Origin of the sequence: Ruegeria arenilitoris, assembly GCF_013032445.1 — a bacterium.
GTDB classification, from domain to species: Bacteria; Pseudomonadota; Alphaproteobacteria; order Rhodobacterales; family Rhodobacteraceae; genus Ruegeria; species Ruegeria arenilitoris_F.
This window is the reverse complement of sequence record NZ_WQCA01000002.1, coordinates 1-24,933: the sequence shown is the minus strand read 5'-3', so window position 1 is coordinate 24,933 and position 24,933 is coordinate 1. Positions and strand designations below refer to the sequence as shown.

General features: G+C 60.9%; 25 protein-coding genes. 14 read left to right on the top strand and 11 right to left on the bottom strand.

Annotated features, from left to right (window positions below; translation table 11 throughout):
- The first annotated feature begins 6 nt into the window (after window positions 1-6).
- From GOW98_RS02460 to rarD, 6 genes are all read left to right on the top strand, one after another.
- Window positions 7-483 (top strand): cupin domain-containing protein, encoded by a 477-nt coding sequence (locus GOW98_RS02460; protein WP_170329481.1) that lies wholly within the window; start codon window positions 7-9, stop codon window positions 481-483.
- Between the two features lie 12 nt (window positions 484-495).
- Entirely contained in the window at window positions 496-1,548 is a 1,053-nt protein-coding gene (locus GOW98_RS02455) for a zinc-binding dehydrogenase (RefSeq protein ID WP_217359315.1), read from the top strand.
- A 13-nt stretch (window positions 1,549-1,561) separates the two neighbouring features.
- Window positions 1,562-2,455 carry a homocysteine S-methyltransferase family protein gene (locus tag GOW98_RS02450; RefSeq protein ID WP_170329480.1) on the top strand — a complete coding sequence of 298 codons (894 nt, stop codon included), beginning with the start codon at window positions 1,562-1,564 and terminating at the stop codon, window positions 2,453-2,455.
- Between the two features lie 10 nt (window positions 2,456-2,465).
- Complete coding sequence (locus GOW98_RS02445) at window positions 2,466-3,431, top strand: GlxA family transcriptional regulator (protein WP_170329479.1); 966 nt, start codon at window positions 2,466-2,468, stop codon at window positions 3,429-3,431.
- Between the two features lie 89 nt (window positions 3,432-3,520).
- Complete coding sequence (locus tag GOW98_RS02440) at window positions 3,521-5,974, top strand: GcvT family protein (RefSeq protein WP_170329478.1); 2,454 nt, start codon at window positions 3,521-3,523, stop codon at window positions 5,972-5,974.
- 160 nt (window positions 5,975-6,134) lie between these two features.
- On the top strand, window positions 6,135-7,040 hold the full coding sequence (gene rarD / locus GOW98_RS02435; protein WP_170329477.1) for an EamA family transporter RarD: 906 nt from the start codon (window positions 6,135-6,137) through the stop codon (window positions 7,038-7,040).
- Here the strand turns inward: rarD and GOW98_RS02430 are convergent.
- Window positions 7,031-7,735 (bottom strand): SGNH/GDSL hydrolase family protein, encoded by a 705-nt coding sequence (locus tag GOW98_RS02430; RefSeq protein WP_254437883.1) that lies wholly within the window; start codon window positions 7,733-7,735, stop codon window positions 7,031-7,033. The genes rarD and GOW98_RS02430 overlap by 10 nt on opposite strands.
- A gap of 2 nt (window positions 7,736-7,737) precedes the next feature.
- Window positions 7,738-8,148, bottom strand: coding sequence for a nuclear transport factor 2 family protein (locus GOW98_RS02425; protein ID WP_170329476.1), 411 nt, complete (start codon window positions 8,146-8,148; stop codon window positions 7,738-7,740).
- A gap of 98 nt (window positions 8,149-8,246) precedes the next feature.
- Between GOW98_RS02425 and GOW98_RS02420 the strand changes: the two genes are divergently transcribed.
- Entirely contained in the window at window positions 8,247-8,894 is a 648-nt protein-coding gene (locus tag GOW98_RS02420; protein ID WP_170329475.1) for an RluA family pseudouridine synthase, read from the top strand.
- A 3-nt stretch (window positions 8,895-8,897) separates the two neighbouring features.
- On the opposite strand, the gene GOW98_RS02415 is transcribed toward GOW98_RS02420, so the two are convergent.
- On the bottom strand, window positions 8,898-9,083 hold the full coding sequence (locus GOW98_RS02415; protein ID WP_170329474.1) for a hypothetical protein: 186 nt from the start codon (window positions 9,081-9,083) through the stop codon (window positions 8,898-8,900).
- Between the two features lie 104 nt (window positions 9,084-9,187).
- On the opposite strand from GOW98_RS02415, the gene GOW98_RS02410 reads away from it, so the two are divergent.
- The 4 genes from GOW98_RS02410 to GOW98_RS02395 all read left to right on the top strand — a co-directional run bounded on the left by GOW98_RS02410 (window position 9,188) and on the right by GOW98_RS02395 (window position 12,157).
- On the top strand, window positions 9,188-9,880 hold the full coding sequence (locus tag GOW98_RS02410; RefSeq protein ID WP_170329473.1) for a helix-turn-helix transcriptional regulator: 693 nt from the start codon (window positions 9,188-9,190) through the stop codon (window positions 9,878-9,880).
- A gap of 118 nt (window positions 9,881-9,998) precedes the next feature.
- On the top strand, window positions 9,999-10,670 hold the full coding sequence (locus GOW98_RS02405) for an OmpA family protein (protein ID WP_170329472.1): 672 nt from the start codon (window positions 9,999-10,001) through the stop codon (window positions 10,668-10,670).
- Window positions 10,671-10,784: 114 nt separating this feature from the next.
- Window positions 10,785-11,327 carry an NADPH-dependent FMN reductase gene (locus tag GOW98_RS02400; protein WP_170329471.1) on the top strand — a complete coding sequence of 181 codons (543 nt, stop codon included), beginning with the start codon at window positions 10,785-10,787 and terminating at the stop codon, window positions 11,325-11,327.
- Window positions 11,328-11,365: 38 nt separating this feature from the next.
- Window positions 11,366-12,157, top strand: a complete 792-nt coding sequence (locus GOW98_RS02395; protein WP_170329470.1) for an acyl dehydratase — start codon at window positions 11,366-11,368, stop codon at window positions 12,155-12,157.
- On the opposite strand, the gene GOW98_RS02390 is transcribed toward GOW98_RS02395, so the two are convergent.
- Together GOW98_RS02390 and GOW98_RS02385 are read right to left on the bottom strand one after the other, a co-directional pair.
- On the bottom strand, window positions 12,149-12,628 hold the full coding sequence (locus GOW98_RS02390) for a GNAT family N-acetyltransferase (RefSeq protein WP_367646790.1): 480 nt from the start codon (window positions 12,626-12,628) through the stop codon (window positions 12,149-12,151). The two genes, GOW98_RS02395 and GOW98_RS02390, sit on opposite strands and share 9 nt — an antisense overlap.
- The gene (locus GOW98_RS02385) at window positions 12,625-13,665 is read right to left on the bottom strand and encodes an NAD(P)/FAD-dependent oxidoreductase (protein ID WP_170329469.1); all 1,041 of its coding nucleotides are present in this window, start codon (window positions 13,663-13,665) and stop codon (window positions 12,625-12,627) included. The genes GOW98_RS02390 and GOW98_RS02385 overlap by 4 nt, the downstream gene beginning before the upstream one ends.
- Before the next feature lie 49 nt (window positions 13,666-13,714).
- Between GOW98_RS02385 and mnmD the strand changes: the two genes are divergently transcribed.
- Entirely contained in the window at window positions 13,715-14,380 is a 666-nt protein-coding gene (gene mnmD / locus GOW98_RS02380) for a tRNA (5-methylaminomethyl-2-thiouridine)(34)-methyltransferase MnmD (protein WP_170329468.1), read from the top strand.
- The gene (locus GOW98_RS02375) at window positions 14,377-15,246 is read left to right on the top strand and encodes a DMT family transporter (protein WP_170329467.1); all 870 of its coding nucleotides are present in this window, start codon (window positions 14,377-14,379) and stop codon (window positions 15,244-15,246) included. Before mnmD ends, GOW98_RS02375 begins: the two co-directional genes overlap by 4 nt.
- Here the strand turns inward: GOW98_RS02375 and GOW98_RS02370 are convergent.
- The gene (locus tag GOW98_RS02370) at window positions 15,220-17,184 is read right to left on the bottom strand and encodes a lytic transglycosylase domain-containing protein (protein ID WP_170329466.1); all 1,965 of its coding nucleotides are present in this window, start codon (window positions 17,182-17,184) and stop codon (window positions 15,220-15,222) included. The genes GOW98_RS02375 and GOW98_RS02370 overlap by 27 nt on opposite strands.
- Window positions 17,185-17,317: 133 nt before the next feature.
- Between GOW98_RS02370 and dapA the strand changes: the two genes are divergently transcribed.
- Complete coding sequence (gene dapA, locus GOW98_RS02365) at window positions 17,318-18,190, top strand: 4-hydroxy-tetrahydrodipicolinate synthase (RefSeq protein ID WP_170329465.1); 873 nt, start codon at window positions 17,318-17,320, stop codon at window positions 18,188-18,190.
- A 73-nt stretch (window positions 18,191-18,263) separates the two neighbouring features.
- Here dapA and GOW98_RS02360 read toward each other — a convergent pair whose 3' ends face one another.
- The 5 genes from GOW98_RS02360 to pta form a co-directional block, all read right to left on the bottom strand.
- Complete coding sequence (locus tag GOW98_RS02360; RefSeq protein ID WP_170329464.1) at window positions 18,264-19,151, bottom strand: dimethyl sulfoxide reductase anchor subunit family protein; 888 nt, start codon at window positions 19,149-19,151, stop codon at window positions 18,264-18,266.
- Complete coding sequence (locus GOW98_RS02355; protein WP_170329463.1) at window positions 19,151-19,900, bottom strand: 4Fe-4S dicluster domain-containing protein; 750 nt, start codon at window positions 19,898-19,900, stop codon at window positions 19,151-19,153. Before GOW98_RS02355 ends, GOW98_RS02360 begins: the two co-directional genes overlap by 1 nt.
- Window positions 19,897-22,716: a molybdopterin oxidoreductase family protein gene (locus tag GOW98_RS02350; RefSeq protein WP_170329462.1), complete on the bottom strand. Its 2,820-nt coding sequence runs from the start codon at window positions 22,714-22,716 to the stop codon at window positions 19,897-19,899. The genes GOW98_RS02355 and GOW98_RS02350 overlap by 4 nt, the downstream gene beginning before the upstream one ends.
- A gap of 27 nt (window positions 22,717-22,743) precedes the next feature.
- Entirely contained in the window at window positions 22,744-23,775 is a 1,032-nt protein-coding gene (locus tag GOW98_RS02345) for a YeiH family protein (RefSeq protein WP_170329461.1), read from the bottom strand.
- 71 nt (window positions 23,776-23,846) lie between these two features.
- The gene (pta, locus tag GOW98_RS02340; RefSeq protein WP_170329460.1) at window positions 23,847-24,869 is read right to left on the bottom strand and encodes a phosphate acetyltransferase; all 1,023 of its coding nucleotides are present in this window, start codon (window positions 24,867-24,869) and stop codon (window positions 23,847-23,849) included.
- Window positions 24,870-24,933 lie beyond the last annotated feature (64 nt).

Genomic DNA, 24,933 nt, shown 5'->3' with positions numbered 1-24,933 from the left:
GGTGCCATGAGCAAGCGATATGTGACAGTGGGGCCCGGCGCGGGCCCCAACTATGACTGGGAAAATGACCATACCTTCGTCAAGGTTTCCGGTCAGGACTCAGATGGCGCGTATACGCTCATGGAAGACAATCTGAAGGCCAGCTTCGCGCTTGGCCTTCATCGCCATGACAGCCATGCCGAAACCTTCTACTTTCTCGAAGGCGCGGTGGATTTCTATGTCGATGGCGACTGGCACCGGTGCACGGCAGGCACCACGATGCATGTTCCACCGGGGGTTCCACATGCGTGTCGTGTGGCCGAGAGTGAACTTGCGCGGATGCTGATGATCTTCCAGCCTTCGGGGTTTGACGGTTTTCTTGCGGAGCTTGCGACGATGAGCGAGGCTGACTTCGCGGATGAGGCAAAAATGGCCGAACTGAACGCCCGCTATGACATCATCCCGATGGGGCCGGTTCCGGCGCATCCGGACGATCAAACCTGAAGGCCGCATCAGATGACGATCCCCAAAACCATGTCCGGTGTGTACCTGACCCAACACGGTGGACCAGAGGCGCTGGAGTGGCGCAAGGATATACCAGTGCCCCAGCCCGGATCGGGGCAGGTGTTGGTTCGGGTTCTGGCCGCAGGGGTGAACAACACCGATATCAACACGCGCGTCGGCTGGTATTCCTCGGACGTGACGGGTGCGACCGATGCCGTTGATCAGGATGTCGAGGCCGGAGGCTGGGGCGGCGCGCTGCACTTCCCGCGTATTCAGGGCGGAGATCTGTGTGGTGTCGTTGAACTGGCCGGACTCGAGACAGGCTTCCAACCCGGCCAGCGCGTGACCTGTCCAATCAACTTGCCGCGTCCACGTCCCGGCCATCCGACGGGGTTTATTGCTCTGGGGTCCGAAATGGACGGTGCATTTGCGCATTATTGTGTGGTTGAGGCAGATGACCTGTATGACGTGACAGCCTCGCCGCTGTCGGATGTCGAAATCGCCGCCATACCTTGCGCCTTTGGTACCGCCGAGAACCTGCTGACCCGCGCAGGTGTGACCTCGGGGCAAAAGGTGCTGATAACCGGGGCGTCCGGCGGTGTCGGTCTGGCCGCCGTGCAACTGGCGGCGCTGCGGGGGGCAACTGTTTGGGGCGTGACCAGCGCTGCCAAGGCCGATGTGGTCAAAAGTCAGGGCGCGGTCGAGACATTTGCGCGCGACGCGGTGCTGCCTGCGGATATGTTCGATGTGGTGATCGACGTTGTGGGCGGCCCGGCATGGCCCAGCCTGATACTTGCCCTGAAACCGGGCGGTCACTATGCAGTATCGGGCGCAATCGCCGGGCCGATCGTACAGGCTGATTTGCGCGATATCTATTTACGTGACATCACTATCCATGGCTGCACCCATCAGGCCTTTGACGTGTTCGGGAGGTTGGTCGAGATGATCAATGCAGGGCAGATCAGGCCCTTAATCTCAAAGACTTATCCTCTAAAGAACATCGCAGTGGCACAGGCGGATTTTCAATCCAAGACATATCCGGGCAAACTTGTTCTGATTCCGTGAAAGGGCTGGAGAAATGGCGAATATCACTCTTCTGGATGGCTCAATCGGGCAGGAACTGGTCAAACGCAGCGGTGACCGGCCAACGCCTTTGTGGTCGACTCGGGTGATGATCGACCAGCCTGACCTGGTTGGGGAGGTCCACGCCGAGTATTTCCGCCGCGGCGCCACGGTTGCCACCACGAACACCTACGCCGTGCATCGGTCGCGGCTGGTGCGAGAAGGGATGGAGGCCCAGCTTGCCGATCTGATCAACGCAGCGGTTGCGCAGGCCGAACGGGCACGCGGTACGGGCGGGGGGCGTATTGCCGGGGCGTTGGGTCCGCTGTTGGCCTCGTACCGGCCTGACCTGAAACCCGATGTGGCCGAAGCGGCCGAGAAGTTCGCGGAATTGGCGAAGCTGATGGCGGATCGTGTCGACTTTTTCCTGATCGAAACCGTGTCCTCGGTTCAAGAGGCCGAAGGCGCCCTGCGCGGCACGGCGGAAGGTGGCAAGCCCGTCTGGCTGGCGTTGACGGTGATGGATGACGATGGCACACGCCTGCGCTCGGGCGAGGCGCTGTCTGATATCGCCCCTGTGGTGGATCGTTACGCGCCCGAGGCCGTGTTGATCAACTGCTCGCGCCCCGAGGCTATTCCTGTCGCGCTGGATGTCATCGCAAAACTCGGTCGGTCGTTCGGAGCCTACGCTAACGGGTTCACCGGCATCACCCAGAAATTCCTGGAAGACGCGCCCACCGTCGATGCGCTGGAACAGCGTCAGGATCTGGGGCCAGAGGCCTATGCGGATCATGCGATGCGCTGGGTGGAGCAGGGGGCGACCATTGTCGGCGGCTGTTGCGAAGTTGGCCCGGATCACATCGAAACCCTGGCCAACCGGTTGCGCGAAGCCGGTCACCAGATTGTCTGAGGTATAGAGGATGGGGAAACCTGCGGACAATTCTACTCAGCTGCATTTCGATATCCTTGTTGCCCCGGGATATGTGCTGTTGGAACTGGCCTCGTTGGTCGAAGTGCTTCGGCTGGCTAATCGCGTGTGCCCGACCCCTCCGTTCACCTATACCTATCGGTCGCTGAAAGGCGGCCCGATTGCCAGCAGTAGCGATGCGGTTGTGCAAACCGAACCCGTGCCAACGCAGCCCAAGGCGGATTACCTGTTCGTGATTGGAAATTCCGACCCCGATCACCCGGGTCTGTCTCTGGGGCGTGTGGTGTCGGACTACACCTTCCGCGGGGCCAAGGTGTTTTTGCTGGCCGAAGCCGCCAGCCGTTACATCGACGAGCAGGGCACCGACGACATGGCGACCCATTGGGAGAACGCCTCGTTCCTGCGTGAACGCGGCGCCCGGTTCGAAGCCAAGCTGTCGATCGCAACCGAACAGGGCGCGGTTGTGACCTGTGCGGGGATGGAGGCGACGACGGATGTGGCGCTGGCCGTCATAGGCCGCCATATCTCGGGGCCGGCCAAGATGACCGTGGCAGACATCATGCTGCACGAGAACATCCGCGACTTTGCCTCGATGCAGCCGTTTTCCGGGGCCAAGCAAACAGCAACGGGTGACGCCAAGCTGGACCAGTGCATCAAGGTGATGCAGGCCAATATCGAAGACCCGCTGCCAATCAACCAGATCGTCGAATCGCTGCACCTGTCGAACCGGTCGCTGGAGCGGAAATTCAAAAACTATTTCGGTACCACGCCGAACGGATTCTACCGTGAAATGCGGCTGGCCAAGGCCAATAATCTGTTGCTGAACACCACCATGAGCGTCCGTGAGATCGGTCTAGCCTGCGGTTTTCCGAACGGATTTTCCTCTGTTTACAAGAGCTTTTTCGGCGTCACCCCCTTTGTTGTCCGTCGGGAAAAGCGAGCAGCGACACATCGGTGAAAATTGCCGATCCTGTGACGTTTTTGGTGCATTTTGTGTCGATCTTCCATGGCATTTTGCCCCAAACCTGACATAGCGGAGATTTCAGGATGGTTGATCTTCCCAGCAAGGCCCGAGTGGTCATCATCGGCGGCGGCGTCATCGGATGCTCGGTCGCGTATCATTTGACCAAGAAGGGCTGGAACGACGTTGTCCTTCTGGAACGCAAACAGCTGACCAGCGGCACCACATGGCATGCGGCGGGTCTGATAGCACAGCTGCGCGCAACAGCGAACATGACCAAGCTGGCTAAATACAGTCAGGAACTCTACGGCTCGCTGGAAGAGGAAACCGGCGTTGCCACTGGCTTCAAGCGCTGCGGCTCGATCACCGTTGCCCTGACCGAAGAGCGCAAGGAAGAGATCTATCGTCAGGCCGCCATGGCCCGTGCCTTTGGGGTTGAGGTCGAAGAGATCTCGAACGAACGCGTGGCTGAGTTGTACCCGCATCTGAACATCGAAGACGTCAAAGGCGCCGTATACCTGCCGCTGGACGGGCAGGGCGATCCGGCAAACATTGCGCTGGCTTTGGCCAAGGGCGCCCGTCAGCGCGGTGGTATCGTAAAGGAACGTGTGAAGGTCACCGACATCGTCAAGCAAGGGCGCAAGGTAACCGGGGTGGACTGGGTTGCGGACGACGGCAGCGCCTCGGGTCACATTGAATGCGACATGGTGGTGAACTGTGCCGGGATGTGGGGGCACGAGGTTGGTCGCATGGCGGGCGTGAATGTCCCGCTGCACGCCTGTGAGCATTTCTACATCGTAACCGAAGGCATCGACGGTCTGACGCAACTGCCGGTGCTGCGGGTGCCGGATGAATGCGCGTATTACAAGGAAGATGCCGGTAAAATCCTGCTGGGTGCGTTCGAACCCAACGCCAAACCATGGGGCATGGCGGGCATCCCCGACAGCTTTGAATTCGACCAGCTGCCCGAGGATTTCGACCATTTTGAGCCGATCCTAGAAGCGGCCTGTAACCGGATGCCGATGCTGGCCGAGGCCGGTATTCACACCTTCTTCAACGGCCCGGAGTCCTTCACCCCCGACGACGCCTATCACCTGGGTCTGGCGCCCGAGATGGACAATGTCTGGGTCGCGGCGGGTTTCAACTCGATCGGTATCCAGTCTGCCGGTGGCGCAGGCATGGCGCTGGCCGAGTGGATGGACAGTGGCGAGAAACCGTTTGATCTGGGTGACGTGGACATCGGCCGGATGCAGCCCTTTCAGGGCAACAAGAAATACCTTTTCGAGCGTTCGAAAGAGACGCTGGGTCTGCTTTACGCCGATCACTTTCCTTACCTGCAAAAAGCGACCGCGCGCGGGGTGCGCCGCACGCCGTTCCACCATCATCTGCTGGAGCAGGGTGCCGTCATGGGCGAACTTGCCGGTTGGGAACGCGCCAACTGGTTTGCCAATGAAGGGCAGGAGCGCGAATATCAGTACAGCTGGAAGCGCCAGAACTGGTTTGAAAACTCGGCCGCGGAACACCGCGCGATCCGCGAGAATGTCGGCATGTATGATATGTCCTCCTTCGGCAAGATCCGCGTTGAAGGGCCGGATGCCGAGAAGTTCATGAACTATATTGGCGGTGGCGATTATTCGGTGCCCAATGGCAAGATCGTCTATACCCAGTTCCTGAACCGCACCGGCGGGATTGAGGCGGACGTGACCGTCACCCGCCTGACCGAAACCGCCTATCTGGTGGTCACACCGGCGGCGACGCGTCTGGCCGATCAGACCTGGATGATGCGCCACGCGGGCAATTTCAACGTGGTTATCACTGACGTAACCGCGGGCGAAGGGGTTCTGGCCATCATGGGCCCGAACGCGCGTACGCTGCTTGAGAAGGTCTCGCCCAACGACTTCTCGAACGCGACCAACCCTTTCGGTACCGCGCAGGAGATTGAGCTTGGCATGGGCCTCGCCCGGGCCCACCGTGTGACCTATGTGGGTGAGCTTGGGTGGGAGATCTATGTCTCCTCCGACATGGCTGGCCACGCGTTCGAAACTCTGCACGAGGCGGGGCAGGACATGGGCTTGAAGCTGTGCGGGATGCACATGATGGACAGCTGCCGGATCGAGAAGGGCTTCCGCCATTTCGGCCACGACATCACCTGCGAAGATCACGTGGTCGACGCCGGGCTGGGCTTTGCGGTCAAGGTCGACAAGGGCAGCGATTTCATCGGTCGCGAGGCGGTGATTGCACGCAAGGAAAGCGGACCCAAGAACCGTCTGGTTCAGTTCAAACTGACCGATGCCGAGCCGCTGCTGTTCCACAACGAGCCGATCATCCGGGATGGTGAATATGTGGGTTATCTGAGCTCGGGCAACTATGGTCACACGCTGGGCGGTGCCATTGGTCTGGGCTACGTGCCGTGCGAGGGCGAAAAGGCGGCGGATGTGCTGGCCTCGACCTATGAGATCGACGTCTGTGGTGTGAAGGTCAAGGCCGAGGCATCGCTGAAGCCGATGTACGACCCGAAATCGGAACGCGTCAAAGTATAATCAAATTGTCGGGGCGCTGCGGCGCCCCGGCTCTTTTCGTGGGGTCACAATTGACGACCGCGACGTATCAGAATTCCTGATGGCCTGCTTCACAGTTTTCGTAGTTCCCAACTAGGTCTGATTTGCCGTAGAGAGGCTCGATATCAATCGGAGACCCGCCGTGGCAGATACCCCCGTCCCACCGAACAGAGAAGATACGCCCAAAGGGTTGGCATTGGCCGTGACGGCCTATGTCCTGTGGGGCTTTCTGCCGCTTTACATGAAGGCGATGTCTCATGTGGGGCCGATCGAGCTCGTGTCGCACCGCGTCATCTGGTCGGTTCCGGTGGCAGGCCTGCTGCTGGTGGCCTTGGGGCGCACACGGGATTTGAAAGCGGCATTGGAGAACCCAAAGATGCTGGGGATGGCTTGCATCACGGCCGCTCTGATTTCGGTGAACTGGGCGATTTATGTGTGGGCGATTGCCAATGACCGGGCGTTGGACGCGGCGCTAGGGTACTACATCAATCCGTTGTTCAGCATCGCTCTGGGCGCGGTTCTGCTGAGGGAGCCGTTGACGAAAATCCAACTTGCGGCAGTTGCAATTGCTGCCCTGGGTGTACTGGTTCTGGTTATCGAAGCTGGAAGCTTGCCGTGGCCTGCGCTGGGGCTGATGGTCAGTTGGGGGTTCTACGCGTTCTTCAAGCGGTCGCTGCCGATCGGCCCAAATCAGGGGTTTTTGCTTGAGGTTCTGATCTTGCTGATCCCGGCGCTGATGTATGTGACGTGGTTGGGCGTGCAAGGCACGGGACATTTCGGCGTGGGCGCAACTGACACCATGTTGCTGGCCTGTGCGGGTGTTGTCACGGCTGTGCCGCTGCTGGTTTATGCCAATGGGGCGAAATTGGTGCGGCTTTCGACCATGGGAATCCTGCAATACATCGCGCCGACCATGATATTCATTACCGCGATCACCGTGTTCGGCGAACATATTGACCGGGGTCGTATGATCGCGTTTCCGCTGATCTGGACAGCGCTGGTGGTGTACTCGATTCCGATGATCCGGCAGATGCGGTCTCAGGCCTGACGTAACAGGCGGGCGGCTGCTTCGGCCCAGATTGCATAAGTTTTCGGGCTGGGGTGATAGCCGTCCGGCGCGGCCAGGGCCGGGTCTTGGGGCAAGTCCAGTTGCAGATGCTTTGCCTGTTGAAAGTTGGCCGCGACCTGCTGCAAACCGCGATCCAGCCGTGCGGCCTGACGACCCAGAACCCAGGCCAGCGGCTGCGGCAGGGCCGGGAACAGGTGCATCTGCGGCACAGCCGTGACCACCAGCCGCCGCACGCCCAGTCGACCGGTCAAAAGCTCCAGCAATTGTGTTTGGCGGTTGATGAACCGCTGGCGTGTCACGCCGCGTGTTACATCATTCACGCCGAGCGCAGTGATAGCCATATCAAACTGGCCGTTCAGGCGACCTAGCCGGTCAATCGTGTCTTGTGTTGTGTGCCCGGTGGTTGCCTCAAGCTGCCATTCGACTGTGTAGTGCTTGGCGAGCTTTGCCACGAGGTATCCTGACAACGCTTGCGCCTGTGTCCCAGCGCCGACCCCTGCGGCGGAACTGTCGCCTGCGATCAGAAGACGTCGTCGCGGCCCTCGTCCCGTGCGTCCTTCACGTGGACCTATGGGCTCCGGCAGCATCTGGGCGTTGCGACGCACTGACAGGCCCTGGGCTGCCAGAACCGGCAGTAATGGCACGCGCAACAGCTGATCGGCAGCAACAGGCATGGTCAGCTGAGCGCGTTCTTGTATTCAAGGAATCGCGGGTCGGTCATGACGCGCGCCATCATCGCCTCGCGCAGGGCCCCGATGGTTTTGTAGGGGCGCATCAGGACTTCGAATACCTGAATCAGCCCCTCATCGTTCAGCGTGATCAGATCCACCCCCACGGCGTCCAGTTCGCCGACCTTGCACTGGAACTCCAGCGCCCAGTCCTTGCCGTCGCCCATCACACGACGATAGTGGAAGTCCGAGAACACCTGCCCAACGTGGCCCAGCACAGCCGCCACCGGTGCGCGACCAGTCCAGGTGCTGTAATAGGTGGGCGGGGAAAAGCGCACGTCCTCGGCCAGCAATTCGTGGATCAGGCTCTCATTGCCCTTGGCGACCACCTCCTGCATGCGTTCGATTGTGGGGTGCATGGGTTCTCCTCTCCGCTTTGGGGGTAGAGTTGCTGAACCGTTCCGTTCAGGCAAGCGCGACGTTGCGGGAGGTCGCGCGCTGCGATAGGCAGGCGCGCATGAGTGAGACCTATGATCCCCCGAAGACCCCTCTGGACGTTTTGCATGAGGACGCGCAGTTGATTGTGGTGAACAAGCCGTCGGGCCTGTTGTCGGTGCCCGGGCGGGGCGAGCATCTGGCTGATTGCCTGCTGAGCCGGGTGCAGGCGGCGTTTCCGCAGGCGTTGCTGGTGCATCGGCTGGATCGGGACACGTCCGGCGTAATGGTCTTTGCCCAGACCCCCCACGCGCAGCGCCATCTGAGCATGCAGTTTGAAAACCGCCAGACCCGCAAAACCTATGTGGCGCGTGTCTGGGGGCGGGTTGAGGAAAAGACCGGAACCGTTGATCTGCCGCTGATCGTGGACTGGCCCAATCGGCCGCGCCAGATGGTGTGTCATGAGACCGGCAAGCCCGCCGTAACCGACTGGCGTGTCATGAAGCACGAAGGTGACACGACACGTGTTCGCCTGTTCCCCAAGACCGGTCGGTCGCATCAGTTGCGGGTTCATATGTTGGCGCTGGGCCACCCGATATTAGGTGACCCGTTCTATGCCGAAGGTGCAGCGCGGGAGTTCCCGCGCCTGATGCTGCATTCCGAGGAATTGCGCCTGAAGAACCCCGAAGGCGGGGTTTCGATGAAGTTCCGCGCCAAGGCGGATTTCTGAACCTCAGGCGGTACTGGTCCACAGCATCTTGAGATTGCCCAGCGAAAACCGCCTGCGGCGTTTGGGCGGGGCGCAGGGCTGACGAGCGGCCATGATCTCGCGTTCGATCTCAAAGCTGCGCAGGGTGTGATCCTGCGCCCAAGGACCCAGTTTCAGGGTCATCATCACGTGATTGTCGAGGCTTGGCATCGGTGATCTCCTTTTCGTTTGAGCACAAGTCTCGCCCATCACTCCTGACAGCACCTTGTCAGGGGGGTGTGCTAGAGTGTCAGCAGATGAACCCGGAGAAACCCATGCGCCGTTCCACCCGCCTGTTTGAGATCATCCAGATTCTGCGCGCTGCCGAGGCGCCGGTCACGGCTGAAAGGCTGGCCGAAAAGCTCGAGGTGTCCGCGCGCACGGTCTATCGCGATATCGCCGCCCTGCAGGCGCAGCGCACCCCGATCGAGGGCGAGGCCGGTGTCGGATACCTGATGCGCCGCGGCTATGACTTGCCGCCGTTGAATTTCGATGCAGAAGAGGTCGAAGCGCTGTGGGTCGGCTTGTCGATGCTGGCGCGCACCGGTGACAGCACCTTGCAGCAGGCCGCCGACCGGGTGTGTCGCAAGATCGAAGCCCTGCGTGTGCCGACCGACTGGTTGCAGGTCGCCCCGTGGGGGGCACCTATGGATGATCCCGAAAAGGGTTGCGTACCGGTGGTGAATTATCGCGAGGCGATCCGAGACGAGCGCAAGATCCGCATCACCTATGTAAACGCCGAAGGCGAGCGGACCGACCGGATCGTTCGCCCCGTGGCGCTGATATATCACATCGAATGCATCATGCTGGTCGCCTGGTGCGAGCTGCGCAACGGGTTCCGCCATTTCCGCACCGACCGTATCTGGGCCTGCGAACTGACTGACGATCACTTTTGCGGACAGGGCGAACCTCTGCGCGCGATCTGGCAGGAACAGAACCCCTGGGAGGTTTCAGAAAGGGTGTCTTAAGTGGCGGGTATTCGCCGATTTCACCAGATTGTTGCTTGAGAACATCTGCAGGCAGCGTGATAAACTGCGCCTAACGATACGCGCCTGATAAACAGGCGCCGGAGCAGAAGGTGATATCATGACGATTTCTAAATTTGTTTTGTCCGCCGGGTTGAGTTCGGCCCTGTTTCTGGGGGCCTGTACAGATCCCGGCACGCTAAACCTGCCGTCCGACCCCAATCAAAACGCCAAACAGGGTGCGCTTTTGGGTGGTCTGGTCGGGGCTGGCGTTGGTGCGATCGCCAATAACTCGAACCCGGGTCTGGGTGCGCTGGCAGGGGCTGCCGTAGGTGCCGCCGGTGGCGGTCTGATCGGCAACCAGTTGGACAGGCAAGCGGCGGAACTGCGTCAACAACTGGCCAATCAAGGCATCACGGTCACCAATGCGGGCGACCGGCTGATCGTGACTGTGCCGAACGATATTTCCTTTGATACCGACAGCGCGACCGTGCGCCCGGCGCTGCGGTCGGATCTTGCGCGAGTTGGGCAGAACCTCGTGAATTATCCCAATTCGAACGTTCAGGTTGTCGGTCATACCGACAGCGATGGCGAGGCGTCCTACAATCAGGCCCTGTCCGAGCGCCGCGCCCAATCCGTGGCGGACATCTTGCAAGCCAATGGCGTCAGCAGTGCCCGGATCAGCACGATTGGCCTGGGTGAAAACCGACCCGCCGCGTCGAACCTGACACCCGAGGGCAAAGCCCGAAACCGTCGGGTTGATATCGAGATCATCCCGAACGGTAGCGTCTAATGCGATAGGGCACCCGCGGGTGCCCTTTTTCGCACATTGACTGCGCGTCAACTGGGCTTTGGCGCGCGCGGGCTTTGGGCTAGCTATTGAGAAACACCATGACGGAGTTTCCCGATGTCCGAACCGATCCTGTTGAGCCTCTCTGGTTCGTTGCGCCAAAGTGCCACTAATCGCAAACTGCTGCGCGAAGCGGCGCGGCTATTCAACCCTGGCGCTCATATCGAGGCCGATCTGAACCTGCCGCTCTATGACGGTGATCTGGAAGATGGCGAAGGTATTCCTCTGGCGGTCCAGACGCTGGCCGATCAGATCGCGCAGGCCCATGCGGTGATTATCTCAACCCCGGAATACAACAAGGGTCCGTCGGGCGTTCTGAAAAACGCGCTGGACTGGGTCAGCCGGACTGATAGTCGCCCCTGGGCCGACAAGCCGGTTGCCGTTATGTCAGCTGCCGCTGGCCGCGCGGGTGGGGAGCGCGCGCAAATGGTGCTGCGCAGCTATATGGTGCCGTTTCAGCCGCGCATCCTACAGGGGCCGGAAATCCATTTGGCGAACAGTTCCAACGAATTCGACGAGCATGGAAAACTCTCCAGCGACCGCTATGAAAGCAGCCTGCGCGTTCTGATGGAGAAACTGCGTGCCGAGGCGGGGTTCTAGAGCTTGTTGACACGGAGCGGGCTGACTAATCTTTAGTTATGGCAAAGGAAATTCAGACCGACGTTGTAGACCCGGCTCGCGCCGCCGCGTTGCAGGTGGCGTTGGAACAGACCGTGACTGTCGAGGCTGGTGCCCCGCTGCCTCCGTTCTTTCACCAGCTTTACTTTTGGTCGCCACAGCCGCCGGATCAACTAGGCCGCGATGGGCACCCGAAGGTCGGGGGCGATCTGATCCCCGATTTGGGCCTGCCCCGCCGCATGTGGGCAGGTGGGCGTCTGCACTTCAACACACCTCTGATCGCTGGGATGGCTGCCGAGCGGCGTTCGGTCTGTGAAAAAGCTATCTCTAAAACCGGACGCACCGGACCGTTGGGATTTGTCACTCTGCGCCACGAGATTTGGCAGGGTAATACGCTGTGCCTGACCGAGTGGCAGGATCTGGTCTACCGTCAGGACCCTTCACCGGGTGAAGTTAAACCGGTTCCGCCCCCGGCGCGCACTGACGAGGTAGAAAGTCGTGATGTTGCCTTCGATACAACATTGCTTTTCCGTTATTCGGCACTGACCTTCAACGGACACCGCATTCACTATGATCTGGACTATGCCCGCCACGTCGAAGGCTATGCCGGGCTGGTCGTACACGGCCCGCTTCTGGCGCAACACCTGATGCTATTTGCGGAAGAGGTGATGGGGCCTTTGGCGCAATTCTCGTTTCGGGCAACTGCACCGCTGATGCATTATGAGACTGCTACGCTGTGTCGGAACGGGCAAACCCTCTGGGTGCGTGGGCCGGATGGTCGTCAATGCATGGTGGCTGACGCGTCACTCTAGGCGTTTATGCATTGTGATGGAGGTTGTTCGGTCATAACCGGTATGGGCTGTCTCGCCCGATTTCACGAATCCCAGTTTGGCAAAGATAGTGTGGTTCTCGACAAGTTCGATCCGTGTTTGCAATTCCAGCGCGGCGTATCCCCTTGACCGCGCCCGCGTCTCGGCCAAATCCACCAGAGTCTGCGCCAGACCTTGCCCACGTCGCGAGCGGGCGACAGCGAGTTTACTCAGATACAGACAGTCTGGCTTGGGGGTCAGAAAGACGACCGCAGCAGCAGGATCGCCAATGATCCAAACCTCTCCGCTGCAGGTTTGCTGACGCAGGTCGTCCTCGGTCAGCCGGTGCATAGAGGAAGGGGGATCAATGCGACCATCCATGAATGCAAAACTCTCGCGGATCAGTCGTAGGACTTCAGGCAGGGCAGGGCTGTCCGCGAACAGTTGCACGGGTGTTTCAGAAGAGTATGTCACAAAGACGCCTCGGGCCGGAAGTCCTCGGGGATCGTATCGCGCCCGTCCAGCATTAGATCGGCCATGACCTCGGCCACTTTCGGGGCCATGCCAAAGCCAATCTTGAATCCGCCATTGGCGATGAACTGCCCCTGATGCAACGGATGCGCACCTAGCATCGGGGCACGGCTTTTGCTGCGGGGGCGCACCCCGGCCCACCGTTCGATCACTTCTGCACCGTGCAGCACCGGCACCGCCCGGGTGACGCGGTCTAGCACGTCGTCCAGCGCGGCATCCGTGCTGGATGGATCGTCATAGTCCCGTTCCGAGGTCGATCCGATCGCCAGCGTGCCATCGGCATGGGGCACGATATGGATCGCATCGGCAAACAGTTGCGGGACTTCACCCGCATCAAAGCGCAGCAGCGCGGCCTGTCCCTTGACGCCATTGCCAACGGTTTTGCCAAATGCCTGGCTCAGTTCCCGCAACCCTGCCAGACCGGTGGCATGAACGACCTGACCTTGATCAGGCGCGTCTGTCACTACGTCCACTCCCATCACTGCCAATGCCGACACCAGCGCGGCGCAGGCGCGGCGGGGGTGCATCCGCGCGGTCAGAGTGTCGTGGATCACAAAACCGGTCGGGCTGGGCGGGCACCATGACCCGAGCGCCTCGGTCTCGACCACCCGCCATTCGGCGCGGTCCTGCCACAGCTCGGCGGCGGATTCCGCCCGGGCATGGGCAAGCTCCAGCGTGCGGGCATCGGCGATGGGCTGCAACCGGCCCAGACGCGCATAGCCGGGGGAAACGCCGCCTGTCGCCTCGACCTGTTTCCAGAACGGTTCGGCCATGATCAGGCTGTCGAACTGAAAAGCCTTCTTGGCGTTCCAGTTCTCGGGCACATGCGGAGCCAGGGCACCGACCAGCCCGTTGCTGGAGCCCGAGCCGGGGCCGAAGGGATCGACAACCTGCACCTTGGCACCTCGTCGGGCGCAGGTCCACGCGATGGACAGGCCAAAGATGCCCGCGCCACGCACCGTTACATCGACCATTGCCATTCCCCTTTTCCTTGTTCAGTGTCGCGCCGCTTAGCTACAGGATTCCCCGATGGCAGACCAGCGCGCCGAACTGACTTGGACCGAGGACCAAATCCCGGTTTCGGCCCGTTTCGACGATCCGTATTTCTCGCTGCAAAACGGGCTGGAAGAGACGCGGCACGTGTTTCTGGCGGGCAATGACCTGCCCGCACGGTTCGCTCCGGGGTTCCGCATTGCCGAGTTGGGATTCGGCACCGGTCTGAACATGCTGACCGTGTGGTCTGAATGGGAGAAGGCGGGCCAGACCTCACCCCTGACCTTTACCAGTTTCGAGGCCTTCCCGATGGTGCCCGAGGACATGGCGCGCGCGCTGGCGGCCTTCCCCGAGCTTGCGCCTTGGGCCGACCGTTTTCTGGCCCAGCGGCGGGGCGGCGCATGTGATCTGGGCACTCTGCATCTTGAGGTGATCGAAGGCGATGCGCGTCAGACATTGCCTGCATGGAGAGGCGAGGCCGATGCTTGGTTTCTGGACGGGTTTTCTCCGGCCAAGAACCCCGAGCTTTGGGGCGCGGACCTGATGCAGCAAGTCGCCGGTCACACGGCCAAGGGCGGCACGGCAGCCACCTACACCGCCGCCGGGTTTGTGCGACGCGGGCTGGAAGAGGCGGGTTTCACCGTCACCCGCACCCCAGGTTATGGCCGCAAACGGCATATGACCCGGGCGATCCGGAAATGACCCAACAGAACAACACCCGCGCCGGCATCGCGCTGATGATCGCGGCGACAGTTGTATTTGCCCTGCAGGACGGTATCTCGCGCCATCTGGCGGGAACCTACAACACCTACATGGTCGTGATGATCCGCTATTGGTTCTTCGCCGCCTTTGTCATTGCTTTGGCGGCGCGGTCCCCTGGAGGGCTGGTGGCTGCCACTCGGACCAGCCAGGTGGGGCTGCAGGTGTTCCGTGGCGTCTTGCTGGCGGCTGAGATTTGCGTCGCCGTTTACGCCTTCACGGTACTAGGTCTGATCGACAGCATGGCGGTGTTCATCTGTTACCCGCTGCTGGTCGCGGCGCTCAGCGGGCCGGTGCTGGGCGAGCAGGTCGGTTGGCGGCGCTGGGTGGCGATCGGCGTGGGCTGCATTGGGGTGCTAATCATTCTGCAGCCCGGCGTGGGTGTGTTCAACCCGTGGGCCATCCTGCCCCTGATGTCAGCACTGATGTTCGCGCTCTATGGCCTCCTGACCCGCTATGCCGCCCGCAAGGACAGCGCGGCCACAAGTTTCTTCTGGACCGGTGTTGCCGGGGCTGTGGCAATGACTCTGGTGGGGATGTGGTTCTGGGAGCCTATGGCACGTGCGGATTGGGCGTGGATGGCGGTGCTTTCCGTCAGCGGCGTTCTGGGTCATTGGCTGCTGATCAAATGCTATGAAATGGCCGAGGCCAGCGCGGTGCAGCCGTTTGCCTATTTCCATCTGGTCTGGACAGCCATCATAGGCATTTCAGTCTTTGGTGAGGCGTTGCGGCCCGCGGTTATTCTCGGGGCCGCATTGGTTGTGGCAGCAGGCCTGTTCACCCTATGGCGCGAACGACGCCAGGGTTGAGCCGATCAGCTCCTGCGAGAACGGAACCGGCAGCGCGGGCTGGCCCAAGCGGGCACGATAGACCGGCAGGCTTTCTGCCACCCGCATCACGTAATTGCGGGTCTCGCTGAAGGGGATGGTCTCGATCCAGTCGACCACATCGATCTCACCGGCGCGGGGGTCACCATAGCGGTCCATCCAAGAAATGGGACGGCGCGGCCCGGCGTTATAGCCCGCAGCCATCATCACCACATTGCCGTTGAAATCCGCAGCCAGACCCGAGAGGTAATTCGCCCCCAGCTTGGCGTTGTATTGCCAGTCCGAGGTCAGTTTCAACGTTTTGTGTCCGCCGAGGATGCCCAGTTCCTTGGCAACCAGCTTGGCTGTCGCTGGCATCACCTGCATCAATCCGCGTGCGCCTGCCCCACTGACCACCACCGGGTCAAACTCGCTTTCACGCCGCGCAATTGCCAGTGTCATCTCCTTCGCCATGGGCAGGCCCATATCGGCCACCGGATGCACCGGGTAGTAGGCGGCGGGCAGCACGACACCGGTTTTCGCCGCACGCTTGGCAATCATCACCGCCAGATGCGGTTCCTTAAGCTCGATCACCAGATCGCCCAATTGCGTGGCTTGTACCTGGTCAAGCTCTTCAACCAGATGCGTCAGGAAGCGTTCAGACAGATTGTTTTCGCCTGCACGCAGCAACAGCAGCCCGGCCTCCAACACGCTGGAATTGGCAAAATCAGCTTGCTTCCAATGCGGTGCCCGGCGTGGATTTGCCAGTTCACCGTCGAAGGGGCGCCCGATCCTCTCGGCGGCCAACAAACCATAGAACGAGGTCTGATAGTCCGCACCTACCGCATAAGCGTCGTAAGCCTTGTCGGCATCCCCTTGCGCCGCATAGGCCCTACCCAACCAATAGCCGCCGCGCCCTTTTGAGATCGGAGATTCCACCGCGCCCGAGAAGTTCTGGAAATGCCGTACTGCCGTGTTTGGGTCATTCAGCTTGCGCAGCGCAAGGAACCCCGCCAGCCACTCGAGATCCGCATAGGCGTACCCCATCTCGGGGGTCATGTGGTGATTGGCAGCAATCCGATAGGCGCGGCTGGCATCGCCATTGCGCATTTCAAGCCGCGCCAGTCGGCGGCGTCCCTCGGCCCATTTGTCAGGCTCACCCAACGCATCCGGCCCGGTCGAGCGTGCCAGCATCAGGTCGATCGCGCTGTCGTCCAGTTCCTTCTTGTCACGCCAGACAAACCGGTCAAAAGCTAGACCCGGAGCCTCGGCTAACGACTTGGGAACCGCAGCGACCTTGCCATCGACACCGGGTTGGCGCTTTTGCAGGGCAATCCGTGCCTCGGCCAGCTTACGCTGATCGGTGCTGACCAGTGGCAGCATCTGTCCGGCGCTGACAAGGTGCCCATCCCACAGCATTCGGTCCAGCCGAGCGGCGTGATGGGGTTTCAGCAGCTTGCTGAAGTTCTCAAGGTAGTCCTTTTGCAGCCCGGCCCCCATTGGCATTGTACGCCAAGCGGCGACGATATCGGCCTCGGCGTCACCCTGCCGCCCCTTTGCCATCAGCGCCACAGCGTAATTCAACGCACCTTCAGCGGTTTGAGGGGGATTGCCAGCGTAGAATTTCAGCACCCGGTCGGGATCGGTTCCGGTAAAGGCGGGCTCGCTTTTACGACGCAGCCATGCCAACCCCGGCCAGTCCGGTCGGCGATCCAGAAACACCAGCACGTCGCCCGAGCTGCCAAAGCCCTGCCGCAGCCAGTGCCAGACGATGATGTCGCGCGTAACGGACCCGCGGTTGCCCGACACACGCAGGGCGGAATTCCAGTCGCCCTTGCGCATTTCGTTCATCCCGGCGCGCAGATCGCCGACGGCATCGGCTTGCGCCTGCCCAATTGACCCCAGAATCACAGCTATCAAAAGCGCCAGAACGCGTGTCATGCCTTGCATTTCCCAACCAACCAAGGATACAGCCACTCAGGATAAACCTTGCGCCGCCGGGATCAACTCACATCGCGACGATTGTGATGGCCCGTGGCGTAAAAATTGCTAACCGCACACCAAGGAGCGTGTCATGTTCAAAGGCTCGATGCCAGCCCTCGTCACCCCGTTCACAAACGGCGAGTTGGACCTGAAGACGCTCAAACACTTGGTGGAACGGCAGATTCAGGAAGGCTCGACCGGGTTGGTTCCCGTGGGCACCACTGGTGAAAGCCCGACGCTTAGCCATGAAGAGCACGAAACCGTGGTGGAAGAGGTCGTCAAGGCCGCCGCCGGTCGTGTGCCGGTTATTGCGGGTGCGGGCTCGAACAACACGGTTGAAGCGATCCGCTTCGTGCGATTCGCAGAACGGATCGGCGCGGATGCGGCGCTGGTTGTGACGCCCTATTACAATAAGCCCACCCAAAAGGGCCTAATCGCGCATTTCCGCGCGCTGCATGACTGCGCCGATATTCCGATCATCATCTACAACATCCCCGGCCGGTCGGTCATCGACATGACCCCCGCCACGATGGGAGAGCTGGCCAAGCTGCCGCGTATTGTCGGCGTCAAGGACGCCACCGGTGATCTGGCGCGTGTCAGCCAGCAGCGTGCGTCCTGCGGGCCGGACTTCTGCCAGTTGTCGGGCGAGGATGCGACTGCGCTGGGCTTCAACGCGCATGGCGGCGTCGGCTGCATCTCGGTCACCGCAAACGTGGCGCCGAAACTATGCGCCGAGTTCCAGCAGGCGACGCTGTCTGGCGACTATGCCAAGGCGCTGGCCTATCAGGATCGCTTGATGCCCCTGCACGAGGCGATCTTTATCGAGCCGGGTCTCGTGGGTGCAAAATACGCGCTCAGCAAGCTGGGCCTGTGCAGTGAAGAGGTCCGTTCGCCGCTTACACCGCTGGAAAACAGCACCAAGACCGCCATCGACGCGGCGATGACGCATGCGGGTCTGATCTGACTCTAGAGATTATCAAGTTTAGTGGGCGGCCTCTGATCTCAGATTGCCGCCCATTTTCTTTTGAGGCTATGGTTCAACGCTTGCCGTAATACAGCCCCACTACGTGTTCCGCCTGCGCGAAGAACAGCCAGCGTGATACAACGACGCCGGTCAGATGCGACAACACGGCCAGCAGCGCAAAGACATGCTTGATCGCAACACCCGAGACCGGGATCAGGATCAGCAGCAAGGGCAGCACAAACGCCAGCCCAAAGGAAATTACCCGTAGTTTCTGCGCATGTTTGCGGCCCACCACGTGGACGAATTCACGTAGCAGATAGTTCGTTCCGGTATGCGGCGGTTCGAAGGCGCGAACGCTGCCCCGGCTTCCCAAACCGGTGGCAGTGCCCAGGTTGGTGCCGGATTGCGCCAATGCACCATCACCTTTGGCCCAATAAGCAAGCTGCACCGCGCCAGCGACAGCCAGCAGCCAAGGGGCCAGCGCCTCGGCTCCGGCCAATAGCGCGCCACCTGCGAGGCTGAAGGACAGGAACATCGCTGGCGTCAGGTTCATGTTCCAGCGCGGGATGGTCTTGAGCTGGGTGTAGATCATTGAGGTGGTAAACACGGTGGCCAGACTGAGCAGTGCACCGATCCAACCCAGTATCGTCCAGTGACTGCCTGCGAATACGGCACCCAGCGCGTAAAGTCCCATGATGATGAGTGCGGCAACCGCGCAGACCCCTTCGCGGCTAAGCCAGCTGGATTTCCATTGGCTGAAGGCCTTCCAGGCGCGTTCCGGGTGGCCAAGGTGGAAGGTTGAAGCCAGCAAGCCGCCCACCGCCAGGGCATAGGCAATAGCGTAGAATACGAAGGCGACCAAACCGGTTACCGCAGGTTGGCCGAGGCCGAGGAAAAACAGCAAGCCAAAGCCCAAGCCGGAACAGGTCGTGAAGATGATGACAGAAGGGGCCGGGTGCATCAGAGCTTCTCCAGAGTTTTGTCGAGCCAGCCAAGGAACCCTTTGGGCTCTTCGGCGACCGGGGCAAGCAGGGGTGCCAGAATGTCGATCTGGTCCTCTATCTGATCCTTGGGTCGCGGCGGCAGGTATTTGTTGACGGGTTTGGTGCCCATTTCAGGCATCAGATCCATGCCTTCGCGCTCGGCGACCAGCTTGCTGACATCGCTGTCCGGGTCGCCAAGATCACCGAAATGCCGAGCGCCGGCGGGGCAGGTGCGCACGCAGGAGGGAACGCGGTCCACCTCGGGCAGGTTCTCGTTATAGATGCGGTCGACGCAGAGGGTGCATTTCTTCATCACACCTTCGGCCACGTCCAGTTCACGTGCGCCGTAGGGGCAGGACCAGGCGCACAGCCCGCAACCGATACAGTCGCTTTCATTAACCAGCACGATGCCGTCCTCAACCCGCTTGTAGCTGGCCCCAGTCGGGCAGACGGTGACGCAGGGGGCGTCCTCGCAGTGGAGGCAAGATTTCGGGAAGTGGATCAGTTGGGCATGGCCTTCGGCCGGTGTGACCTCGTAGGAATGTACCCGGTTCAGGAAGGTGCCCGACGGGTTGGCGCCATAGGCATCCTGATCCGACAACGGCGCGCCGTAGTTTTCGGTATTCCAACCTTTGCACGAGATCACGCAGGCGTGGCAGCCAACACAGGTGTCGAGGTCGATGACCAGACCCATCTTGCGCTCGGTGGATTGGGGGAGTTGAGTCATTTGCCTACCTTCCACGCCAGATCTTTCGGGCCAGTGCCAACGGGTGACTTAATCGGACCAAACTCGGGTTGGCTTTCGGCGTCACTTGGGGCCTCGGCCTTTTCGATTTTCACTTTCAGGTCGAACCATGCAGCCTGCCCAGTGATCGGGTCAGAATTGGCCCAGCGTTGCCCGTCGCCTTTTGGCGGCAGCAGTTCGTGGATCAGGTGGTTCAGCAAGAAGCCCTTGGTCGCCTCTGGTGCGTCCTCTTGCAATGCCCATGCGCCTTTGCGTTTGCCGATGGCGTTCCATGTCCAGACGGTATTGTCGTTCAGCGCGGCCATTTCCATCACCGGAACGGTGATTTCCCCGTGCGGAGAGCTGACCTTGGCCCAATCGCCGTCTTGCAGCCCGTGTTCGCGCATCAGTTTGGTCGGGACGTAGAGCGGGTTGCGCCCGTGCAGCTGACGCAGCCAGGCGTTCTGGGTACCCCAGCTGTGATACATCGCCATCGGGCGCTGGGTCAGGGCGTTGACTGTGAAGCCCTCGTTGCCCTGCTGGTCGGTCTCATACCAGATCGGCAGGGGATCCATCGTGTCCTTGATACGTTGGCGCAGGTGTTCGGGCGGCTGGCGATCGCCATGCCCTTCGGCGGCCAGTTGGAACTTGCGCATCGGCTCCGAATAGAGCTGGAACAGGTAGGGTTGCGGGCTGTCATAAATCCCCATCCCCACGGCCCAGTCCTGATAGGCCGCGTTCCACGGTTTGTAATAATCTGCACCTTCGGGAATATGCGCGACATAGAAGCCGCCGTTTTCGATATAGCGATTCAATTGGTCGGGGTTGACCTCTCCGCGCCCTTCCTTGTCACCGTTTTCACCCCGGAACCCGGCTAGCGGGCCAATGCCCGGTTTGCGCTGGTGGTTGACGATGTAGTCGGCGTAGTCCTTCCACTTGGGCGTGCCGTCCTCATTGGTGAAGCCGGGCAAGCTCATGCGGTTGGCCAGTTCAATCAGCACCGACTGGAAACCGCGCACGTCGCGGTCGGGTTCAACCACCGGCCAGCGAATGGCGTCGGCGGCGGCGTCGGCCTCGCAAATCGGGCGATCGAGCAGCGAGATACAGTCGTGCCGTTCAAGATATGTGGTGTCGGGCAGGATCAGGTCGGCGTAGGCCACCATTTCCGAGGAATAGGCGTCGGAGTAGATTATCTTTGGAATGACGTATTTGCCGTCCTCATTGCGGGCGGTCAGCATCTCCATCACACCCTTGGTGTTCATGGACGAATTCCACGACATGTTCGCCATATACATGAACAGCGTGTCGATCTTGTAGGGATCGCCCGCAGCAGCATTCGAGATCACCATATGCATCAGCCCGTGGGCGGACATCGGGTTTTCCCAAGTGAACGCTTTGTCGATGCGCTGCGGTGTGCCACAGTCGTCGATCAGCAGGTCTTCGGGGCCGCGCACAAATCCCAGGTGCGGACCTTCCAGCGGACGACCGGGCCGACGGTCACCGTGGGGGCTGGGGTGTGCCTCGACTGGCTTGGGGTAGGGCGGTTTGAAGCGGAAACCACCGGGGACCTCGACCGTGCCCAGAAGGATTTGCAGCACATGCAGGGCCCGGCAAGTCTGGAAGCCGTTGGCATGGGCTGAAATCCCGCGCATAGCGTGGAAGCTGACCGGGCGACCGATCATTTTGGAATGCGTCTCACCCCGGAAGTCGGTCCATTCGTGGTCCAGCTCGATGGCTTCGTCAAAAGCAACGCGGGTGATCTCGGCGGCGATGGCGCGGATGCGTTTGGCGGGGATGCCGCAGCGGTCGGCGACAGCCTCGGGAGCGTGGTCGTCGGACAGGTACTTCTCGGCCATCAGGTGGAAGACCGGGCGATGGGTGATGCCGTCCTTTTCGTAGGTGGCCGAGAGGTCCGGGCGCACGCCGGGTTTGTCGAAGGCTGTTGGCTCTCCGGTCGCACGGTCAATCACCAGCGGCTTGCCGTCGGCGTCGCGCAGGAACAGGCCGTTCTCAGGCCCCTCGGACGCATTCACCAGTACCGGTGCGTTGGTGTAGCGGCTGAGGTAGTCCAGATCGATCTTGCCCGCCTTCATCAACACATGGATCAGTGACAGGATGAACAGACCATCGGTGCCAGGTGTGATCCCGACCCAGTCATCGGCGACAGCGTTATAGCCTGAGCGGATCGGATTCACCCCGATCACCCGCGCGCCGCGCGCCTTGATCTTGCCGATACCCATCTTGATCGGGTTGCTGTCATGGTCTTCGGCCACGCCGAACAGCATGAACAGTTTCGTGTGTTCCCAATCGGGCTGGCCGAACTCCCAGAACGCACCGCCCATAGTGTAGATGCCGCCCGCCGCCATGTTGACGGAACAGAACCCGCCATGGGCCGCATAGTTCGGCGTGCCAAAGTTCTGTGCCCAGAAAGAGGTGAAGCTCTGGCTCTGATCTCGACCGGTAAAAAAGGCCAGTTTCTGCGGCGCGGTTTCGTGCAACTCGTTCAGCCAGCCGACGGCAGTGCTGATCGCCTCATCCCATTCGATCTCACGAAACTCACCCGATCCACGCGGGCCGACCCGCCGCAGGGGTTTACGCAGGCGGGATGGCGCGTTGACCTGCATGATCCCGGCCGACCCTTTGGCGCACAGAACGCCCTTGTTGACCGGATGATCACGGTTGCCTTCGATATAGGCGACCTTGCCGTCCTTCATATGCACGTTGATGCCACAGCGACAGGCGCACATGTAACAGGTTGTGCGCCGGACCTCGTCCGAGACTTTGGGGCTGGTGTCGATCTTCGGTTGCTGGATGGTCATCTGGCGTCCTTCTGTCGGGGCAGCGTATCAGGTCAGGAATGTTATTCCGGCAAGGATAACTCCTGCAATAAAAAGAGTTTCTACGACGATCAGGGCGATTGCGGCGCCACCGACCGACAGGATCTGTTTCAGGTTGGTCTTCATGCCGACCGCCGCAATGGCGATCAGCAGCAGCCAGCGCGATGTCTGGCTGAGCAGTTCCGAGATGAAGGGCGGGATCAGGCCGAATGAGCTGGCCGCAGCCAGAACCAGAAAGCCCACGACAAAGCTGGGCAGGATCGGGGGGCGTTTGCCTGCCTCGTCCATGTCTGTGACACCACGGATGATCAGCGACGCGACAAGAACCACCGGTGCCAGCATCGCAACGCGGAACAGTTTCACCAATGTCGCGGTGTCACCGGTCTGTTCCGAGATCGAGAAGCCGGCACCAACCACCTGCGCGACGTCGTGGATCGTGCCGCCCAGGAACACGCCGCCTGCCACGTCGCTCATGCCCAGCGTGCGCACCAGAATGGGATAGGCGATCATTGCGATGGTCGACAGCACGGTGACGCCCAAAACGGTAAAGATCAGCCGTTCCTCGGATCGCTCATCCTTGGGCAGTATGGCGCTGATCGCCATCGCAGCGGAAGCTCCGCAGATCGCAACCGATCCGGCGGTCAGGAAGGCAAAGCGCCATTTGTGGCCAAAGAACCGCGCGATTAGCAGGCCAAAGGCAATTGTTGCCAGAACTCCACCAACGACCAGCGCGATCAGATCCCAGCCCAGACCCATCATCAGGGTCATCGAAACACGCACGCCCAGCAGCGCCACACCCAGACGCAGCAACGATTTCGCGGCAAAGCCGATGCCGGGGACGGTTTTGCCCTCTTCCCCCAGAAAGCTGAGCGCGATGCCCAGCAACAGCGCCATCAACATGGCGGGCGTGGCATAATGCTCGGACAGGAACTTGGCGGTCACGGCAACGGTCGTCGCCACCAGCACGCCTGGAAACAGGGTGCGGATCGTCTGTGAGGCGTTTGCGCCAAAAAGAGACGTAAGTTCAGTCTTTGCCAGCATCTACCCGACAGGCCTTCTTGAAAAAATTGCGGTTTCGGCGGGTGCGCCGCCAAGGGTTTTCGGTAGCCGGGTCAACGCGTCTCCGGCTTGGAATTGGCGTGTTGAGCCTGCACGGTCGTCACGGCGATCATGTGCAGTACGTCTTCTGCGGAACATCCGCGTGACAGGTCGTTTGCCGGTTTGGCTAGCCCCTGCAGCACCGGCCCGATTGCCTCGACCCCGCCGACACGCTGGGCGATCTTGTACCCAAGGTTTCCGGCATTCAGGCTGGGAAAGACAAAGACATTGGCCTCACCTTTCAGCGGCGAGTCCTTGGCCTTCTTGGCCGCAACCTCGGGCACAAAGGCCGCATCGAACTGCAACTCTCCGTCGATCAGAAGCGACGGGTCTTTTTCGCGCGCGATATGCGTGGCCTCGACAACCTTGGAGACCTTGGCGTGTTCGGCGCTGCCGGAGGTGGAAAAGGACAACATCGCAACGCGTGGGGTGTTACCTGTCAGGATCTCGTAGGATGCGGCCGAGGCGCGGGCGATCTCGGCCATTTCCTGCGCGTCCGGGTCAACGACCAGACCGCAATCGGCAAAGATGTGGGCACCTTTGACCTCGTGATGGTCCTTGCAGAACAACATCAAGAAAAAGCTTGAGACCATTGCGGCATCCGGAGCTGTTCCAATGATCTGAAGCGCGGCGCGCACGGTGTCGGATGTGGTTTCAACCGCGCCACCGACAGTGCCGTCTGCGATGCCTTGCTGCACCAGCATGGCGGCATAGTTTAGCCGGTCCGTGATTTGTTGCTGCGCCTCTTCCTGCGTCATACCCCGATGCTTGCGCCGCTCGTACAGCGCATGCGCCAGTTCGGGTGTTAACTCAGACTCAGCAGGATCGTGGATTTCGATCCGTTCGGGATCATAGCCCTCATGGGCCTGCAACAAGGCCGAAACCTCGGCCTTGTTGCCTATCAGGATGATCCGCGCGACGTTCTCTCTCACGGCCATGACCGCGCCTTCGACAATGCGGGGGTCATCGCCCTCGGACAGGGCGATGATCTTGTCAGAGGCGCTTGCCGTCCCGAGAATGGCGCGCAGAGGCTTCACGCGGATTAAACCCCGGCCTGTTGGTTCATGTCGTCGGCGCTGATGCCTGCGACTTCGACGGGCT

Excerpts from the sequence above, each read along its gene's own strand:
- GOW98_RS02345 (WP_170329461.1), bottom strand. The coding sequence starts at position 23,775 with ATGCTGGCAAAGACTGAACTTACGTCTCTTTTTGGCGCAAACGCCTCA.
- GOW98_RS02405 (WP_170329472.1), top strand. The coding sequence starts at position 9,999 with ATGACGATTTCTAAATTTGTTTTGTCCGCCGGGTTGAGTTCGGCCCTG.
- GOW98_RS02460 (WP_170329481.1), top strand. The coding sequence starts at position 7 with ATGAGCAAGCGATATGTGACAGTGGGGCCCGGCGCGGGCCCCAACTAT.
- GOW98_RS02450 (WP_170329480.1), top strand. The coding sequence starts at position 1,562 with ATGGCGAATATCACTCTTCTGGATGGCTCAATCGGGCAGGAACTGGTC.
- GOW98_RS02425 (WP_170329476.1), bottom strand. The coding sequence starts at position 8,148 with ATGCACCCCACAATCGAACGCATGCAGGAGGTGGTCGCCAAGGGCAAT.
- GOW98_RS02445 (WP_170329479.1), top strand. The coding sequence starts at position 2,466 with ATGGGGAAACCTGCGGACAATTCTACTCAGCTGCATTTCGATATCCTT.
- GOW98_RS02395 (WP_170329470.1), top strand. The coding sequence starts at position 11,366 with ATGGCAAAGGAAATTCAGACCGACGTTGTAGACCCGGCTCGCGCCGCC.
- GOW98_RS02360 (WP_170329464.1), bottom strand. The coding sequence starts at position 19,151 with ATGCACCCGGCCCCTTCTGTCATCATCTTCACGACCTGTTCCGGCTTG.
- mnmD (WP_170329468.1), top strand. The coding sequence starts at position 13,715 with ATGGCAGACCAGCGCGCCGAACTGACTTGGACCGAGGACCAAATCCCG.
- GOW98_RS02415 (WP_170329474.1), bottom strand. The coding sequence starts at position 9,083 with ATGCCAAGCCTCGACAATCACGTGATGATGACCCTGAAACTGGGTCCT.
- GOW98_RS02410 (WP_170329473.1), top strand. The coding sequence starts at position 9,188 with ATGCGCCGTTCCACCCGCCTGTTTGAGATCATCCAGATTCTGCGCGCT.
- GOW98_RS02370 (WP_170329466.1), bottom strand. The coding sequence starts at position 17,184 with ATGACACGCGTTCTGGCGCTTTTGATAGCTGTGATTCTGGGGTCAATT.
- GOW98_RS02430 (WP_254437883.1), bottom strand. The coding sequence starts at position 7,735 with ATGCCTGTTGCTGCCGATCAGCTGTTGCGCGTGCCATTACTGCCGGTT.
- GOW98_RS02355 (WP_170329463.1), bottom strand. The coding sequence starts at position 19,900 with ATGACTCAACTCCCCCAATCCACCGAGCGCAAGATGGGTCTGGTCATC.
- GOW98_RS02350 (WP_170329462.1), bottom strand. The coding sequence starts at position 22,716 with ATGACCATCCAGCAACCGAAGATCGACACCAGCCCCAAAGTCTCGGAC.
- GOW98_RS02400 (WP_170329471.1), top strand. The coding sequence starts at position 10,785 with ATGTCCGAACCGATCCTGTTGAGCCTCTCTGGTTCGTTGCGCCAAAGT.
- GOW98_RS02440 (WP_170329478.1), top strand. The coding sequence starts at position 3,521 with ATGGTTGATCTTCCCAGCAAGGCCCGAGTGGTCATCATCGGCGGCGGC.
- GOW98_RS02385 (WP_170329469.1), bottom strand. The coding sequence starts at position 13,665 with ATGGCAATGGTCGATGTAACGGTGCGTGGCGCGGGCATCTTTGGCCTG.
- dapA (WP_170329465.1), top strand. The coding sequence starts at position 17,318 with ATGTTCAAAGGCTCGATGCCAGCCCTCGTCACCCCGTTCACAAACGGC.
- GOW98_RS02375 (WP_170329467.1), top strand. The coding sequence starts at position 14,377 with ATGACCCAACAGAACAACACCCGCGCCGGCATCGCGCTGATGATCGCG.
- GOW98_RS02455 (WP_217359315.1), top strand. The coding sequence starts at position 496 with ATGACGATCCCCAAAACCATGTCCGGTGTGTACCTGACCCAACACGGT.
- GOW98_RS02420 (WP_170329475.1), top strand. The coding sequence starts at position 8,247 with ATGAGTGAGACCTATGATCCCCCGAAGACCCCTCTGGACGTTTTGCAT.